Below are 19,529 nucleotides of genomic sequence, written 5' to 3'. Positions count from 1 at the left end.
TGTTAACGTTGATTTCAATCGTCCCAATCGCACCCGGCTTAATTTCTACTAAGTGGTTAGTTATCTGTAACCCACCTTCAGGAAGGAACTGCACCACCTTCAACTCACGTTGACCAAAAGGTAACGTCATCACAAACCCGGCCGCCAAGGTAGACATAGCACCCAGCAGCAAACCACCAGGCCCCGGTAAAACTGCCATTGCAGTCACGCCAGCCAATACCAAAGGCAGTGAAAATACTATTCTGGCTTGTAATTCCCTAACTTTTCCGGGGTCTGCACCAGCTACAATATAAGTACCATCATGGGTGACACCAGGATAAGGTCTAGAGGTAGTGCGGGCAATACCATCAGCACCGACAATACCCTTTTCTACCTCCAGCCAAACTTGCTGAGTTGTACCATCACCATTCAAGTTGGGGACAGAGAAGGAACGATAGAAAACGACTGATGAACCAGGGTCTAAATTAGATACAGGAATAGCCAATTGCGCCGGTACACTCATGGCTTGATTCCCTGTGTTTAGTTGGAAAGCTGCGGCGACGGTTAAGCCTTCTGTGGGTAGAGGTAGACCGAGGTCATTAGCATTGATGGGTGTAATGTTAACAGTGGTATTTGCTTGTAAAGCCCCTGGTGCAACGGCAACTTGTAAACCTTCCGCACTACGAACAACCCCACCAGTCACACCTATTGCAGTCGCGCCAATACTCGGTGCAGCAACTTTTACAGGAATAATAGTTTCTGCCATCTTGTTGATCGCAATGACAGTTGTTTCACCTTCGGCTTTGGCTGTGATTAGTCCATCTGCACTAACTTCTACTATTTGCGGATTGGTGACATAATATACTGTGCCTTGGCTACCTTGGGTAATTTTAATGTTATCGCCGTAATTCAGGTCTAGTTGACGAGTACCACCATTCAGGTTGAGGGTGACAGAGTTAGGATAGGGGTCTATACCTGTAATTCCCAAGATTTGACTAGCAATGTTTTGGGCAGCACCGACCATGAAAGCAGTAGCAGCTTGAATACCGTTCTTGCTGACTCGGATAACACCTGTACCGTTGCTAATACCAGTCACTACACCTGTGCTGGAGACAATAGCGGCGGCGGAGTTAGTAGAAGTAAATTGTAGATAGGAAGCTGGTAATAGGACATTACTTTGGTCAGCAAAGTTACCAAAGACAGTTAACTTGGCGGTTTGACCTGAGAATAGACGGGGATTACGTTCTAGGAAATCTAGATGAATCAGAGGCGCGTCACTAACTCGGACAGAGAAGAATCCCGCACCGGAGGTATTATAACCATCATCAGCAACAAGTTTAAAGCTGGCGTTGCCATTGTAACCAGTATCGGGGGTAAAGATAGCACCTTGTCCATTGGGACTGAGGTTGACATCGCCATTCACTGGAGTGGTGGCATCTTTAATTACTCGGTAGTAAACGCGATCGCCATCAGGATCACTACCAAACACAGATAAAGGAATTGTTACCGCTAAATCTGTGTGAGTCAGAATTTCTGGAGGTAGGTTAGCTAAACTTGGTGGACGATTAGCCACAAAACCCAGGTTTTGACCGAGAATTTGCAAGTCAAGCGCATCCACCACACCATTACGGTTCAAATCATAATCTAATGTTAGGGGTGCATTTCCTAACAAAGACTGCATGGATGCACTATCCTCACCATCCACCCGTTCATCTAAATTCACATCTCCCGCTACAAACAAGCGTAAATCAAAATCACCTGTAGCATTAGCATTACCAGTTAAATTCAGTGCATACAAACCAGCCCGGTTAATAGCAAACAATGCCAAAACAGTCTTGTTATCGCTATTTTGCTGGTTAAATACCAGTCTTGCACCGTCAATGGTGGGAATATTCGGCAAGAAATCCCCAGATGTGGCTTTAATTTCCACACCAATAATTACTAAATTATTAGTTGTACCTTGTAGTTCTGATTCGCGGACACTAAAAGTATATTGCTGGGTTGTTTCAATCTTGCCGTTGACAACATTACCATTAAATTTATAGCTAGTACCTAAATCAGTTGCGCTATCTTGTCCGACTGCAACGATGAGACGATGGGGTTGAGTTTGAGAATAACCATAACGACTAGAAACAGCCTCAGCCAAATTCCGCACATTCACCAAGTCACCCAGACTATCGTAGTGATAGATAAACTCACTACCATCCGGTGCGGTAATTTGGGTTAAACGTCCGGCTTCATCCCAAACAAAACGGACAAATTCACCATTATTAGCAACAATACCACTATCACTAAAGTTGAGGATAGTATTACCTTGAATTTGCTGGACAACGCGCCCGTTAGCATCTAAATGATACACAGTACCATCATTAGCCGTCAGGCTGTAGGCGTAACCTGCAAACAGGGAATTATTGGGGTTGTAAGGTTGTCCGGTTTTCAGTTCATAGAATTTCGTTCCACCTTTGGTTAAGAATGCGTCAACAGATTGCAGAGTATAATTTACACCCGCATCTGCTACCCAAGCTGGTTTGTAATAGGTGAACCCGTTAACGGTTTGCGCTTGCGGTTGGAAGGTAAAGCCCCGTCTTGTACCATCAGGTAAGGTGAGATATAGGCGTGTACCGATTTCTAAGGAACTATAAACGCCTAAATTTTCCCTTCCTGTTAACGGTACATTGGTTTGTAGGTTGGTATCGAGATTTGCTAACCGCCAACCATAGCCAAAAGTGCTAGATGTGTTAGCAGCAAGCGGATCATAACTGCGGACGAGATTTAGGGTAATTCCGCCTAAGTTGACTGTTAAATCAGTTTCGTTGCGGACTGGTTGGGCTTTGGTGGTACTGTTAATTTCAATAATCGCTTCTTTGGTGGTGGTGCGATCGCCTATATCTGTAGCAGTTAACCGCAAGCGATAGAAACCATTCGCCAAATTTGCCGGGTCTAAATTCGTCAGCGTTGTATTAACTGGTTGATTTCCACGGGCTAATGTAACAAAATTATTGCTATTAAATCCGGCAATTTCTAACCGCCATTCATCCAAGTTACTATCAACAACACTGCCAATAATTGCCTTTAATTCTGTTAATCTTGCACCATCTAAGCCAGAGGCAAAATTAACGACAGGGGCAGTAATATCTTCAGCATTTTGTACCTTCAAAACCTTACTGGTATAGCCAGTAAAGCCATCTGTATCTGTAGCCCAGGCTTCTACTAAATAACTGCCAGGGGTGTTGGGGGTAAAGATGCCCCTACCTAACATATCCCGCGCTACTTCCACACCATTGACTTTAATTGTCAGGTTGGTAATTTCTGCCAAACTGTTGGCTTTAGCATTAATCACAATACGTTGCTCAGGAACAGCCGGGAAACTTGGTGTTAGTTCGATAAATACAGGAATCTCCGGTGCTGTTAAGGTACTGCTAATTAATACTGTTTCTGTGGTTGTAATCTCACCATCACTGACACTAAAGGTAACTTGATAATTACCAATTTGACCGGGGTTAGGTGTCCAGTTAAATTCGCCAGTTGCAGAATTAAAAGTTGCTCCTTCTGGTAATTTAGCGGCGGTATAAGTTAAAGTTGTTCCTGTATCTTTATCTTCACCCTTCACTGTAAATTGCAGATTTTGACCAACTACAGCCCGATGGTTAGAAACTTCAATTGTCGGGGCTTGATTAACATTGGCAATATCCAGCTTGACAGTAATTGTTCCTTGGGCATTGATGGCATCAAAAGCCGCAAAGGTGAGGAAATATTGCCCAGCTTGTGTAAAGTTTGGTGTCCATCGGAACAGGCGCGTTTGTGGGTCAAAAACTGCACCTGTCGGTAAGGGCGACAGTAGGGCATAGGTGAGAGATTCGCCATCTGCATCTACCGCAGTTACCGCAAATTGGAGAGTATTATTTTCTCGTCCCTGTTGTGTAGGTAAGGGAAGGAAAGCGGGAGTTTGATTAGTATTGTTAATCTTGATTTTTAGTTCTTGGGATGCCGATTTATTCCCATCGCTGACAGTTAAGAAAATGCTTTCTTGTCCAGCAGAGAAAGCGTTAGGAATCCACCGCAATTCCCCTGTAAATGGGTCAAGGCTAGCATTATCAGGAATATCTGTGGCGGTGAAAATTAAGGTATCGTTATCAGCATCACTGACGTATTGATTCAGATTAACAATTAGTTCCTGTCCCTCATTGACAATTTGCTCAGGGATGGGATTAAAAACAGGAGCTTGATTACTAGCCCGTACCCCAATATTAAAGGTTTGTTCATCTAATAATTCCCCTTGAGGGTTACTAATTCTGACAATGATTTCATAGGTTTTACCAACATCACCAGCTTGGGGTTGCCAATTAAATGTGGCTTTTTGATTATCTGTGTTAAAGGTTGCTGGCAAGGTGACAACATCGCCATTTAATCGGGCTATGAGTTCATAAGTTAAGGCTGTTTGTTGACGATTGCTTGCACCTATTTCTAAAGCTAAAGTTTGTCCGGGGACAGCGACTTTATTACCAATGGCTTTCAGGTGTGGAGTAACCGCAACGTTAAACTGATATGTAGTAGAAAGACGGTTGAGATTATTATCTGCTTCTGTGGCTGTGAGGATAAAGGCATAATTGCCACTATCATCAAAACTCAGTGTCAAGCGTAAAATTCCTGTACCATCACCGTTATCGGTAAAGCGGGCAAACCGGGGGAAGTCAAAGTTATTCGCTAACCCCAAGGAAAGAACTACATTATCACCATCTGCATCACTGACTTGTACGGGAATTTCTAAGGTTTGACCCCTTTGCAACACGGGAATATTTAGCGGTGTAATTACTGGCGGACGGTTAGTATTAATTACCTGAATTGGTACTGTAATACTTGTGGTTTGGGCTGTTAAACCATTACCGTCGTCGGTAGCGGTGAAGGTGACAGTATAATTTCCTGATTGGTTGTAAGTTGGTGTCCAGGTAAAGATACCCGTGATGGGGTCAAATTCTGCGCCAGTGGGGAGGGTGCTAACGCTGTAAGCGACGGGGAAGTTAATAATTTGGTCGTTACTGTCATCGTTATCACCATCATCAATGACATATTTACCATCGTTGCGTTGTTTGACCAAAGAGCCATTTTGCATTAACGCCCCGTTACCGTAGGTATCGCCCTCTAACCGTTCTAAGGCGATAAAGTTGGGGTTATCGGGGTCAAAGGCAAAGGCACGGAAGCGCAGTTGTTGGTTTTCTTGTATCTGCAATGCACCTATTTGGTCAAAGACGGGGGTGGCATTGATGTTAACTAAGGTAAAGGTGGCGGTTTGGGTGGTGGTTTTTGTCCCGTCGGAAACGCCAAAGGGAATTACCACTGTTCCCGTTTGATTGTAACCGGGTGTCCACTCAAATACGCCTGTGGTGGGGTTGAGAGTTGCCCCGACTGGTAGGAAGTTACTGAAATAAGTCAGGTTTGCCCCTTCGGGGTCACTTCCTCGCAGTTGTATTCTGAGGGTTTCGCCTTGTTGGATGCTGCGGTTAGCTACTGGTAGTAGGCTGGGGGCTTGGTTAGTGGGAGCAATAAGGAAGCTGGTGGTTTGAGTAACTGTATTAACACCATCACTGACAAAGAATTGAATATTGTTATAAGTTCCCGCCGCATTAAATCCTGGTGTCCAGCTAAACATCAGGTTTTCTGGGTCAAAGGTAGCCCCGGCTGGCAGGTTATCCACCCAGAAGATGAGAGGGTTGTTATTCGCATCTCTGGCAGCAATGGGAATTTCGATTTTCTCTCCTTCCCGTCCTTGAATTTGCGTTGGTATGGGGGAGAATACAGGGGCAGAGTTACCACCTGTGACGGATAAGTTAAAGGTTTGGGTGGCAAAACCGCCCCTGGTGTCGTAAACTCTCAGGCTGACTGTGGTAGTGGCGGGACTATTCGCGGTTGGTTGCCAAGTTATTAACCCGGTGGTGGCATCAATAGTCATGCCTTCTGGAGCATCATACAGCAAATAGGCTAAGGCACTAGCAGCACCATCGGGGTCTTGTGCTTGGGCTTGGTAGGTGTAGGTTTGTCCGACTGCTGTGGTGGTGACAGGGTTGGAAGTAAATACTGGTGCAGCGTTACTGTAGGGTAAGGTGTAAATTCCCGTTTCAAAGGCAACACGTAACTGTTCTGGGTTCTGGATGGTGATAATTTTACCTGTAATTTCCTGTCCTGGTTGTAAGCGTCCATTGCTGGGCAAGTTATTACTTAAATCAAGGAAATATGCGCCATTTGTCCCCACGGTTGCACCCACGGGAACACCAGAGAAGAAGTCACCAGGGTCGAGTAACAGGGCAATGGGTACGGCTAAATCATAGTTTGTAATGTTCTTGATGCTGACATCATAGGAAACTGTGGAGGCGGTGCGATCGCTCCTGGTATTGATAAACTTAAACTCAACTGCCGCTAGGAAGTCGGAGAAGGCGAGGAATTGTCCTGTATAATCCTCAACCATTGTCTCATTCGCCTGACTCTTAACGGTATTTTCTACCCGCAGTTCATAGCGTGAGGGAATTAACGCATCAAATACCAGTTGGGCTGTACGGTTGGTTGTATCGTAGGTGACGCTGTTAGGTTTGATGTCGGTAATTGGTAGCCCGGTTTCTGTGTTGATGACTGTCAGCAAGTAATTGTTGGGATTGATGACAGACGCAGCATCACGGGCATCACCAGCAAACATATCCTGGTCAAAGGTGACAGTGATAATGCTATTAGGCAAAGTAATATTTGTATCGTCTGGTGGGTTGGTGGCAGCCACACGGGGACGAGTTACGGGGCTGATAATATCAATTTGGTTGGACTGACTCAGCAACACTCGCCCTTCTGTAGTGGTGCGGATGATATCGCCACGAGTGCCACCTGTAGCTAAATCTAAGGTTTCCAGGGTGGCGACGTTCACCAGTTTCAATGTGCCGTTATTGGTGGAAACGAATAATAACCCGGCTAAATTAGTGTTTTCCTGCCCAAAGGCGAGGGAATCAACGGGGGCATCGTAACGCAGTTGTAATTTAGGGGTATTTTCTAATTTTCCTTGGGCGTTGCGGGTAAATCTGACTATTTCGCCTCTTTCTGGCCATACTGCCGCCCACAAACTACCATCTACGGGATTAAACGCTAAATTACCCACCCGCAAATCGCTAAAGTGGCTAAAGGTTTTCGTGGTAGTGTCGAAGATTTCGATGCCGTTGGCGGAAGAAACGTAAATCTTACCGTCGCGAATGGCTAAGGTTTGGGTGAGACTATCACCATATTGATTGACAATTGCCCCAGTTTGTGCATTCAATTGCAGCAAGACACCGCCGCCTGTGGTAGCCCAGAGGTTGCCCGCACTATCAAAAGCGAGGTCAAAAATCGGATAGGGCAAGGTAGCAAAGGCAGTTGGGGCAGTTCCGCCTTCTCGGCTAAAGCTGAATAATTGGTTACGTCCTTTACCACCACTGGCAATTACTGAACCATCAGCACGGATAGCTACTGCCATTGGGCCGATGTCTGCATGACTTTGGGGAATACCTGTGGCAAAGGCTTCGGCTTTAAAGGGACGGAGAACCTGATCAAACTCCGAGGGGCGTGTATTTTCCAACCCGTTAGGAATTAAGGCTTTCGCCACTTTAAACAGGTCATTTTGTAAAGCTGGGTTGGGGTTGGGGGTTGGTGCTGTGCCTAAATCAATCGGGGTTGTTTCACCAACGCTGGGTAGTGTACCCAAGTTAGTGTTAGAACCATCGTCAGGTAATTGTAAACCCAAGGGTGGCTGTTGAATGTTGCCAGCGTTATCGGTAGCTATGACCAGGAATTTATACTGTTTTCCGGCTTCGCCTTGGAAAATATCAGTAGTGTCGGTGGTTTGTCGCTTCCAGATTTCATAATTGCCGTTACCCTCAGCCACGTAAACTGTAACGTGCTTGACACCAGAACCACCTACATCATCGCTGCTAGTCCAGCTAACTTGATAATTACCATTGCCCAAGTCAACGATATTAGTGGGGGCGATGGTAGCTTGGGGTGCGATCGCATCTAAGGTATGTACTAACACCGACGTATCATCAGGTGCGGCAGTATTTAGCTGTACCCGTGCTTGGGTGGTAATCTGTACCAGTTCGTTGGTTGTGGGAACTTTGGGCAGAATTGTATAGGTAACAAATCCTGTACCAGCACCGTTATCACTATTAGGCGGTAATAAGCCCAAGTCTGGGTTTTGCATCAATTCCCCGGTTTCTGGGTCGATAGCCCGGAGAATCCAACTAGCCGTATTAGTCGCTGTGTCTAAGCCGGCGGTAACTTGTAAAATAAAACCTTTGCTTTGGCTAAAGTCAAAACTACCTTGGAATGTCGCCCGATTATTGGGAATATTCACAGTAATATCACCAATTCTCAAACCACCTAACCGGAATGTGCGCGGGTCTAGGTCGGGGTCTAATTCCGTGCGAATGATAATTTCACTCGGTCTATTTGTCGCATCCTGGGGATTTTGGAAGCCAATAGTATAAGGTAAGGCTTGACCTACAGGAATAAATTGCTCAGTCCCAAAGCCCAAGGGGCCGACAATTGAGGCGATTTGTCCCTCAGTGCCACCAGTCCCAAAGAAACTGGTAAAATCAGGGGGTGCAGCTTCTCTAAATCCAGGTAAATCGAAACGGGTGCGGTGGGGTACGTAAATATTAAACGACTCAAACCGGGTAGGACGGGACAAGCCTAAATCATATTCGCTGGCGTTGGGGGGTGCAGCCTGTCCGATTAAATCGGCTTGATGTCCATACCATTTACGGATTTGCTCAAAGAAGCTAACTATATTGCCATTAGTAATGATTTGATTACCTCCAGGCCCCGCTAAGATACCAGTCGCTAAGGTTGCCATGAGGCTGACAATGTAGGGCTGTTCATGGATATTCGGTGGTGTATCTTCAGGACGGAGAATACCAGCTTGGCTGAGTGCTACTAGATAAGCATCAATCCATGTTTCTTCGTCGGCAGCAATCACAATTAAACTAGATGAGGTTGTCGAGTCTTGCAGAATGGCTTGACGCAGGTTTCTAGCTTCTTGACGTTGCGCTGCTAAAAATTCGGCGGGAGTCATCGGGGTTGCCGATGCTAAGATGTGGAATTTAAACGACAGGTCAACTTCCTCATCTTCTAATAATTTGCTCAGGAACAAGGGGTCTTTTTCTAGCAGTTCTTCAATACCCTTGTAGACATGAGCAATAAAGTTAAGATTAGCAAAACCTCTGGTTTCCCAATCAACAGCAAAACCAGGGGCGAGGATTTCGCCATCGGTGTTGACGGCAGAATCTAAACTTGCCCAAGGTAGGTTTTGTAACTGTCTGTCTGGTTTTCCTCGCAGGTTAGAACTAAAGGTGACGTAGGGTAAACCTAAATCATCATCAATTCCTAATTCTGGTAAGCCAAACTGGAAGAAGATGTATGGTGTATCAACGTTGGTGAGATTTTGCAAGGCGACTTGATAGCGTCCGACGTTGTTCGGGGGTTCAAAACCAACTACACGGGGGCCACCTAAACCGATGTCTGCATCGAGAGGTAAGGCAGTTTCAATCAAGTAGCGATAAGGTAAAATCGCCTGTTGTCCATCTGGGTTAATGACTTTGACATCATACAAGCCGTGGGGGGCTTGGCGAAAATCAAAGGTGGCGATGATATGGGTACTGTCAACAATGCGATAGTTAACGGGTTCGTATTCGGCAATGTTGGGACGGACAAGTTTAACAATGGCGTTGTCGTCAAATTGCGCCCCGTAAATGTGGGTAGTTACATAACGGCTATCTCCACCCCGGTCTGTGGCGACATCGGTAATGCTAAAGGGTAGTAACTCGGCTTTTAGGGTAATTTGATTGCTATTTTGTCCCCTGACTAAGATGTAGTAAGTTCCGGCTTCTGTGGTGGGAATAACTACTGATTGATTGCCTTCTAGGGGGTTCTGGTAACTGGCATCGTAAGCCAGGGCTGTGGGTGCTTGGTTGCGGCGGATGTAAAGCTCGTTAATAGCATTAGTAGAGCTTGTTGTCAAGTTGACTTTTAAGGTTTCTCCAACGCCGACATCGATGCGATAGAGTTTTTCTTTACCTGCGTCTAAGTTGGTGGTGAGGGGAACGCCTAACTGTAAGCTTTCAATGTTGATATTTATGGCATCGGTGGAGGTGGTGCGGTTGTTGGTTTCGTTTGCACCTTCAAAGATTTCATTGAAGATATCAGTACGGACAATGATTCGATATTGTCCTGGGTTGACTGCGGGGATGTCAACGTTTAGCTGTTGGGTGTAAGATTGATTGGGGTTGAGAAGACGGTTGATGGTGGAGGGAATGGAGGAACGTGCTAGGAGGCGATCGCTACTATCCCAAACACTATCTTCTGATAAGTAAATAGCATCACTCCAACTACCTTTAGCTTCATTGCCAAAGTTGGTAACAGTCCATTCTACAGTTGCAGTTCCTCCCGCTAAGGCATTAGGCGAAACTTCGACTTCGGTAACTTGTAAATCGGCTGGTGGTGGAACATCAATAATAATTGGCACACTGAAGGTATTGTTATTTTCGCCGTTACCTTCAAATACTTGTCCTCTGGTGTTGCTGCCACGGATATCATCGGTAACAACAAACAGGTAGTACAATCCTGATAAATCGGTGGGGATGGTAATTTTCAGGGGGTTGGTGGGGGAATAAGTTCCTCTACCTGCTAGGGGAGTAGTACGACTAACTTCAAAGGATTTCAGGAAGCGGTCTTTACTGCGGTCGAGGATGGGGTCACGGGATAGATATACTGAATCTGTCCAGCGTAGTTGATTGATGGCGGTTGCGCCTTCGCTGTCGTTGGTGACAGTATAACTGAGATTGAAGGATTGTCCGATAGTGATGCGATTATTCTCAGGCAGTCCACTCACCTGTGTAACTTTTAAATCTGGTGGTGTGGTTGCTAATACTTTAACGGCGATCGCAGTAATATTATTACCTTCGTTTTCGTACTCGCCTACACGGGCTAACATCCCGTCACTAGCATCAAAGTATAAACCAGGGTCGGCAGGGGGTCGCTGTCCGAAACGGTTAGAGCCCGTAAAAACAAGGATATAATAGTCGCCTTCAATACCCAAGGGTAAGATGCCTGTAGCTTGGGCGTTGTAAGCTGCACCTTTAGCTAAGGGACTGCGACGGTCAAAGACAAACTCACTGATGAGTTGGTCACTATTATCGAGGGAAGCATCCCGCGACAGGTAAATCCGGTCAACCCAAGTACCCTCACGGGTATCTCTACCGCGCGTGCTATCGATATTTGTCACAGTCCAAGATGCTGTTACTGACTGACCTGAATAAACTTGTATACCTGTAGCATTTGTATCCAGGTCTGTGACTTGCAGGTTAGTGACTTGTAAATCTGGTTCGCGGTAAATAACTGTAAACTGACTGCTACCCAAGAGGTTGTTACTGATGTCTTCGTAGGCATTACCCACATACAACCTCTGCCGTAAGATATCGTTAGAGCCTGTATTACTTAATGACCCCTCTGGGTTGGTAATGACGTAAATATAACGTCCGCCTTCAATACCTTTGGGTAAATTTACTTGATAGCTGATAGGTTGACCAGATAAAGCTTCTTCTGGACGGACGGTAAAACTACCCAGTTGGGTGACGGTGTTGCGGTTAAAGGTGGGACTCTCAGAGATGTAAATATCATTTTTCCAGAATTTTGTACCTGTCCACAGAGGTGCGCCAGTGTTTTCTATACGCCATTTGACTTCTATTTGTTCGCCAGAATAGAAGTTATCAAGGACGGGGTTAACATTGACGCTGGTAACTTGCAAATCTGCGGGGGAGTTAATCACAGTTTGAGCGATCGCTCTGCTATTATTTTTCTCAAACTCACCCCCACCTTCCCAAACTGTAAACCCGGAGTCAGTACCAACAATTACATGAGTACCTTGAGCATAAGTCCCAATATTAAACGTTTGGGTAATTGTGTAGAAAGAATCTGCGTTGGGGTTATTGGGATTCAAATTCCAAGGTTGCAAACCGCCTGTATGAGCAATCCTACCTAATTCTAGATACTTCTGTCCTGACTGATTGAGTTGATCTGTAGTCGCCAGATAGACAACATCTGTCCAATTGGCAATATTTGTCACAGCTGCGCCATTGTTGCGAACTGTCCAACTTACTTTGAGTTGTCTGTCTCCCCCTGGTTGGGTAGCGGGTATAAGTTCACTGCTAACGTTTGTGACAACTAAATCCGCCGCCGGATTTCGGGTAATGGTAATCTTGTTAGGTGATGCTTTGTAGTTATTGTTATCTATTTGGTTGCTGTCATCAGGGTTAATATTTTCTGTCAGCGTAACTTCAGGAATGACATCAAACGCATCTGTCCAAGGAGTAATATACCATTCCCCAATTGCACGCTGTTGTTGTGCCGAAGAAAGTTGTGACAGGTCGAGTTCCACTACAGCAGTATAACTTTCGCCTACCTTTAATGAACCTGTATGACCTTGGGTTTTGGCAAGAATATCTAAGCTGAAACCCTCACCCTCTGAACCTTGCGCGTAAGGAGAAGGACGTTGACGAGATGTAGTCAACCAGATAGTATCTGTCCAATTATTCAGGGTAGTTTCGCCCAAACCTCGGTTAGTAACTTTGTAGCGGAGATTGATTTTACCACCTTGTCCAACTTGGGTTTGTTCCACCACCACATCAGACACCACTAAATCTGCTGGTTGTAATGCTTGAACAAAGATTTCCTTGATCACATTGGTTTTATCGCTGGTGTTGTTATCTTCCTTCGGTGCTTCACTGACAGCGTTACCAGAGTCAGTTCGCACAATTAAATAACCAGTTCCAGCATAAGTTTTCGGAATTACCAGATTTTTGAGAATGCTAGAGTATGTCTCATTCGGTGCTAACGCTGAACCGTTTTGAATTGAACCTAACGCTAAATCACCAAAATCCCATTCGTTATCTGTGGAAAGATAAACTGTATCTGTCCAGCGTGGGGTAGTGGTGGTGACAGTTCCCAAGTTTTGGACGGTAAAGTAAACGTCTATGCTACTACCTGCAACAACGGTGGGGATGGTACTGTTATTGTTGCTATTGCCATCGTTATCTATATTGACTACCTGCAAATCAGGACGAGGTGGTAAAGCAATAGTGACAGTATCACCATCTAATCGTCGGTTGTTGCTGGTAGCTGTGCCTTCATATAAACTACCAGTTTGGTTAGTAATGACTTCTACTTGATATAAACCTTGGAAGGGTTGATTGCTAATTTCTGCCGGAATTCTAATCCGTTCAGTACGAGTGTAGTTACTGGTGGCATTTAAAGGCGTATTGTAAGTATAGCTGGCTAAGATAATCGGTCTAGCATTCGGGTTATTTGCTTCGACTAAGGCGATTTGGTCTACCCAACTACCAACAGCTGCACCTGTGCCTTGATTTCGCACTGTCCAAGCAATATCAATAGTATCACCGGACTGCACATATTGAGGTGTAACAACTTCTGTCACTACTAAATCCGGTGGGTTAGACTGGCTAATAATGTTGACGGAGTTAGGTAGAACAAAGGTGTTATTGTTAAGGATGCCGTTGCTACCGTAGATAAATTCAAAGGGTGTGCCAGCATCCACCGCTACATAGAATGTACCGCTTAAACCATTGGGTAAATCTAGTTGTACGTCACGGCTGTAAGTATTATCTACCGCCAGTGCGCCAAAATGCTCAAAGGTATAAACTCTAACGGTATTTTTACCTTCTGCATCGCTGGTGAGTCTAACTCTATCAATCCAACTACCAAGATTAGTAATGCCAATACCTTGGTTTTTAATGGTAAAGGAGACATTGAGTTTATTTCCTCCTTCCCCTGACGGGTCTGAGGTGGCTTGAGTGACGATTAAATCTGCGTAGCGTGTGGGTGTAATATCAAGGAATAGGGATGCTTTATTTTGGTTGTTGCTTTCGTTGACTTCAAAGATTTTGGTGGTGGGGTCGGTTTGAACGTAAAGATTATACCGTCCTTGGGTAAAGCCTAATGGTAGGTTGATGGTTTCGCTACGGTTGTAAGATTCACCGGGATTTAAGAATCCTGTGCGGTTATATTCTCCGATAATGCGGTCATCAGAGTTACCGATAATTTCATCGGTGGAAGCAATTAAACGGTCAACCCAGCTATTAACTGAACCTGTACCACTAGCTTGTAAAGTATTGGTGACAGTCCAACCAACGGTAAAGGGTACAGAATTGGGAATTGTGACGACAGAGTTAGGCAGTGGAATGGATGAAGTAACAGTAACATTACTAACTGCTAAATCCGCACGATTAACGATAATCTTTTGAGTGGCGACGCTGAGGTTATTGTTATCTAAACTGCCTTCAAATACTTGATTTTCGCTATCTGTGACGACGATTAAGGAATATTCCCCGTCTGCAATCGTGGTAGGAATAGTTACTTGAGTGGAAATGCTACCCAAGGATACGCTATTACGGGTCGCACTGCCAATAGCAATGGCGTTATTTAATGTCCCGTCAGTAGATAAATAAAGTCTGTCTGTCCAAGGGGTGCTAATGTTTCCTATTCCTTGGTTAACTACTGTCCAGTTAACAGTAAATTTATCCCCTGGTGTGGCTAGGGTGGGGAAGTTATTGTTAATGTTGGTGACAACTAAGTCGGCGGGTGTGGGTAAATTAAAGGTGATGGCGTGTTGAATTAAGTTATTCGTTTCGTTGGTTTCGGTGATAACTTTGCCAGCATCGGTTTCTACGAGGATGTAATACTGTTGTCCTTCGATTAATGAACCATCTATCGGTAAGTTGATGGGTAAGATACGGCTATAGTTGCTACCACTGGCTAAGGATAAATTACTGATAAGTTGGGTAAATTGGATGTCGTCATTGCTAGGGGTGGTATCTGTGGAAATGTAGATGCGATCGCGCCAGCTTGTATTTGTGGTAGCATCAATCCCAATATTGCTGACAATCCAGTTAATATTTAACGTACTCCCTAAAGTTGCGGTACTCGGTAAGGGATTAGTGGGAGCAAAACTAACTGTTAAATCTGACTCAATGACATTACTAACCGTAATCGTGAAAGTTTTTCTATAAGTCAAACCGCCATTATCCTGGGTTTGAACTTCAATTACATGAGTAGGGTTAGTTTCAAAGTCTAATAATGCACCATTGGCAACTATTAACTGATTTCCTTGAATTGCAAACCGTCCCCCAGCGTTATTGAATTGATTATTTTCATCTTGGGTGAAGGTATAAATAAAGTTGCCACCGTCAGGGTCAATGGTGCTAAAACTCCCAATAAAACTACCATTAGCGCGATTTTCTGCAACTGTAGTTCCACTTAAGTTAATGTTACTTGGTGCTTCATTAACATTGGTGACATTAATAGTTAAGATTTTATCAATACTTAACCCTTCTTGGTCTTGGCTACGAACATTAATTTTATACCCTGCTTGCGGACGGGTTTCATAGTCGAGAACTGCACCAGCAGCAACCCGAATCTCATTACCATTAACTAAGATAAACCTGGGGTCACTCCCTGATAATAACTCGTAGGTATGAGTATCATCTATATCTAAGTCTGTGGTACTCAAACTTCCTACCAGCGTCCCCGGTGGGCTATTTTCGGGAATATTAGTCTGACTGAGTTCAATATTTATCGGTGGTGAATTGGTAACTTCTGACTGTCCATAAATGAAAATTTCATTTAACCCGCCACCACTACCATAGAAGGATAATACCTCAAACCGCACATAGCGAGCTACAACATTATTAATCCCAAAGGTTTCAATGGGGATATTATTCCCAGTGTTGTAGACGTTATCTAAAGTATCCGTTAAAACTGGGGTAAAGGTGACATTATCACTAGATACACTGAGGCGGAAATCCTTTGTACCCCGGTCGTTAAATCCTCGGTTATGGGTGTTTTGCAGGTCGATGCGATTAATGATAAAATCTGCACCCAAGTCTACAGTAAAGAAGTCGGTTGTATTGTTGCGAGTTAGCCAGAAAGACCAGTCTCCACCTGTTCCAGTATCATTAAGACGACCATCTGTAACGTTATCAAAGGGGAAGGTTTCTGAACCAACATTATAGAACCCGCTACCAGTAGCGAGTTTATCTAATGATAGTAAGGGTGGTGTAACTGTCAGTTTAACTGTGGCGGTGTCTGTTCCCCCTTGTCCATCACTGATAGTATAGGTAAAGCTATCCTCACCTAAATTTGTGGCGGTGTAAGTTAAACTGCCATCAGGGTTTTGTGTAACTATGCCTTTAGTTGGTTGCGTAAAGCCAATGATACTTAACGGGTTGCCATTAAAATCAAAGTCATTAGCTAAAATACTGTTGAGATTGAAAGGAATTTTTAACCGTGCAGTAAATTCATCGTTTCTAGCAATGGGAACAGCATTATTTTCTAGGTCGAAAGTCACACTTCTGGGGGTGACTAACTCCAAGGTGTAAGATAAGGGGTTAGTGCTGTTACCATCCAATAAGAGAATATATTCTGCTGTTCTGGGGAATATTAGCTCAAAATCACTATGAATGCCATTAATATTGTTTAAAGCGGCATTATCCAGTCCATAAACCGCCCAATATGCACTACTGCTAGGAGTAGCATTGAAATTAAAATAAAGTCTCTGTCCAGCCGTGGCGTTGAAACGATAGAATTTGATATCTGTTCCCTGAGTCAGAGTGTCAGAAAGTGGGGTATCTAAATTGATGGGGGTAGCGGTGGCAGGGTCTAATAGTCTAAAACTGTAGGTGACTGTATTATCACCACTAGGGTCAATCACTAAGTGATAAGTACCGCTTTCTGCTAAGGTGAGAGCAAATTGGTCATCGTTGAGCCTAGTGTTGAACAGTTCAATGTTGTGAGGACTAAGTAAACGAGCGAAAACACTACTGTTAGTTGTAGATAAATCATCAAAAATTAGGCGTTGTCCTACTGCACCTGTAAAAGTATATATCTGCCGATCGCCTGGTTTGGCAATTGTACCTTCAATTTTATTCCCAAGAGCGATCGCTGTAGTGTTGGTTTCTGGCTGAACAATTTGCAGGTTAAATTCTAAGGCTGTATCAATATTACTATCGATTTCTAACAGGTAATCGCCGTTTTTAGGTAAAATTACCTCAAAATCTGCGTTTAGTTGAGCATTACCAATTACCTGACCATCTAAACCGTATACTCTCCAATCAGCACTACCACTATTATTAGCTAAGGAATTAAAATACAGTCTCTGTCCACCAGTCCCACTAAAGCGGTAGTATTTAATTTCCCGACTGTTGAGATTTCCTGTAATACTTTTGACTGGTTGATCCAGTAGGATAACATTTTGATTGCTGGCGGTAATGGGGTCTAAAATACGGAAACTGTAGGTAGCTTTATTATCGCCACTGGGGTCGATAATTAATTGATAAGTACCGGCTTCTGCTAAAGTAAACGGTGATTGATCCTCGTTTAGTCCTCTGCTGAATACTTCGATGTTGCTAGGACTGAGTAACCGGGCGGAAACACTACTATTAGTTGTAGACAAACCGTCAAAAATTAGGCGTTGTCCTACTGTCCCTGTAAAAGTATATATCTGGCGATCGCCTGCGTTGACAATCGCACCATCAATTTTATTCCCAATGGCGATCGCTGTGGTGGTGGTTTTTGGTTGAACAATTTCAACGTTAAAGTTTAAGGCTGTATCCAGACTACTATCTATCTGTAAAATGTAGTCGCCTGTTTTCGGTAATAATACCTGAAAATCGGTACTCAGTTGAGCATTACCAATTACCTCACCATCTAAACCATATACTCGCCAATTAGCACTACCGCTATTATTAGCTAGGGAATTAAAGTAAAGTATTTGTCCACCAGTGCCATTAAAACGGTAGTATTTAGTTTCCCGACCTGGGAGACTTCCTGATAGGCTGGTTACTGGTTGATTTAGTAAAATAACATTCTGATTGCTTGCGGCTAATGGGTCTAAAATACGGAAACTATAACTACCTGAACTGTTAGTATTTGAACCTCTGACTCGTAAGGTGTAGTTTCCAGAACTGGGTAAAACAATAATACCGCGATCGCCTACAGTAGATTGACTGGTAAATATTGCCTGTCCTTGGCTAGAACCATAGTACAAATCTGCAACAATATTACTACCACTCAACCCATCAAAGTAAAATAACTGTCCAGCCGCAGCACTCAAGGTATATTCTACCTGTTGACCAACAGTAATAGCTCCAGTCTGCACTATTCCAAACCCAGACTGCACAACAGAGGGGTTATTTTGGGCTGTTACTTGAAAACTATAAGTTATATTACCACTGGAATTTTCACCATCCAGAACTAACCAATAATTACCTGTTTCTGGGAGAACTAGAGTAAAGTCATTGAGATAATTAATAGAGGTTAGTATCTTCTGGCTACTACCATACACTGTCCAAGTGACATTACTATTACTAACATTCAGGCGATCAAAAAATAATTGTTGTCCAGCAGTACCACTAAAGCGATAAATTTTAGTAGCCAAACCAGATTCTATACTACCTGTAATCGGATTGGCAGTATTAAACTGAAGTAATTCGGTATGAACTGCTAAATCTAATAGTTGAAATTTATAATCGCCAACGGTTTGACTACCGCTACTAATAATCAGTTGATAGATGCCTTGTTCACTCAGTATGATAGGCATCAAATCATTACGTACACTTTGGTTGAAAATAGTATTTTGACTAGGACTGACTAAGCGGACATTGATACCAGTAGGCGAATTAAACAGACTGTCAAAAACTAACTGTTGTCCGATGCTTCCCGTAAAGGTGTAAATTTGTTGTTCTGCTGGTGTTAATAGTTTACCTTCGACAACATTACCGATAATTAAATCTTGGCTAGTAGTCGTGATTGTCGAGACTCTAAAACTATAATTATTGTTATCAATTGCAGAACTACCATCTAAAACTAACCAATAGTCACCATTTTCGGGGATAACAAACTTAAAGTCAGCAAAAGAATCAGCATCAGCTAATACCCTCTGACTACTGCCGTACACTCTCCAGTTAACATTACTATTGCTGCTATTGAGTTGGTCAAAAAATAATTGCTGCCCAGCATTCCCACTAAAACGATAGATTTTTCTAGTTAATCTAGAGTTGAGTGTACCTGTAATCGGATTAGCAGTATTAAACTGGAGTGGTTCAGTATTGACTGCTAAATCTAATAGTTGAAATTTATAATCGCCAACTGTTTGATTACCGCTACTAATAATCAGTTGATAGTTGCCTGATTCACTCAGTATGATTGGCATCAAATCATTACGTACACCTTGGTTAAAAATCGTATTTTGGCTGGGACTAACCAAGCGGACGTTAATACCAGTCGGGGAATTAAACAGACTGTCAAAAACTAACTGTTGTCCGATGTTTCCCGTAAAGGTGTAAATTTGCTGTTGTGCTGGTGTTAATAATTTCCCTTCTACCACCTCACCAATAATTAAATCTTGGGTATTAGTCGTGATTGTCGAGACTCTAAAACTATAATTATTGTTATCAATTGAAGAACTACCATCCAGC

General features: G+C 43.6%; 1 protein-coding gene (only partly in view). It reads right to left on the bottom strand.

The annotated features are described in order from the left end of the window. On the bottom strand, positions 1-19,438 hold the 5' portion of the coding sequence (locus A3775_RS14075; protein WP_156481639.1) for an Ig-like domain-containing protein. The gene continues 9,374 nt to the left of window position 1, outside the view; the window shows 19,438 of its 28,812 coding nt (coding positions 1-19,438); the start codon lies at positions 19,436-19,438; its stop codon lies beyond the left edge, outside the window. Between the last annotated feature and the right edge of the window lie 91 nt (positions 19,439-19,529).

It is taken from the genome of Anabaena sp. 4-3, assembly GCF_001597745.1.
Taxonomy (GTDB): domain Bacteria; phylum Cyanobacteriota; class Cyanobacteriia; order Cyanobacteriales; family Nostocaceae; genus Trichormus.
This window is presented reverse-complemented; position numbering and strand designations above follow the sequence as displayed.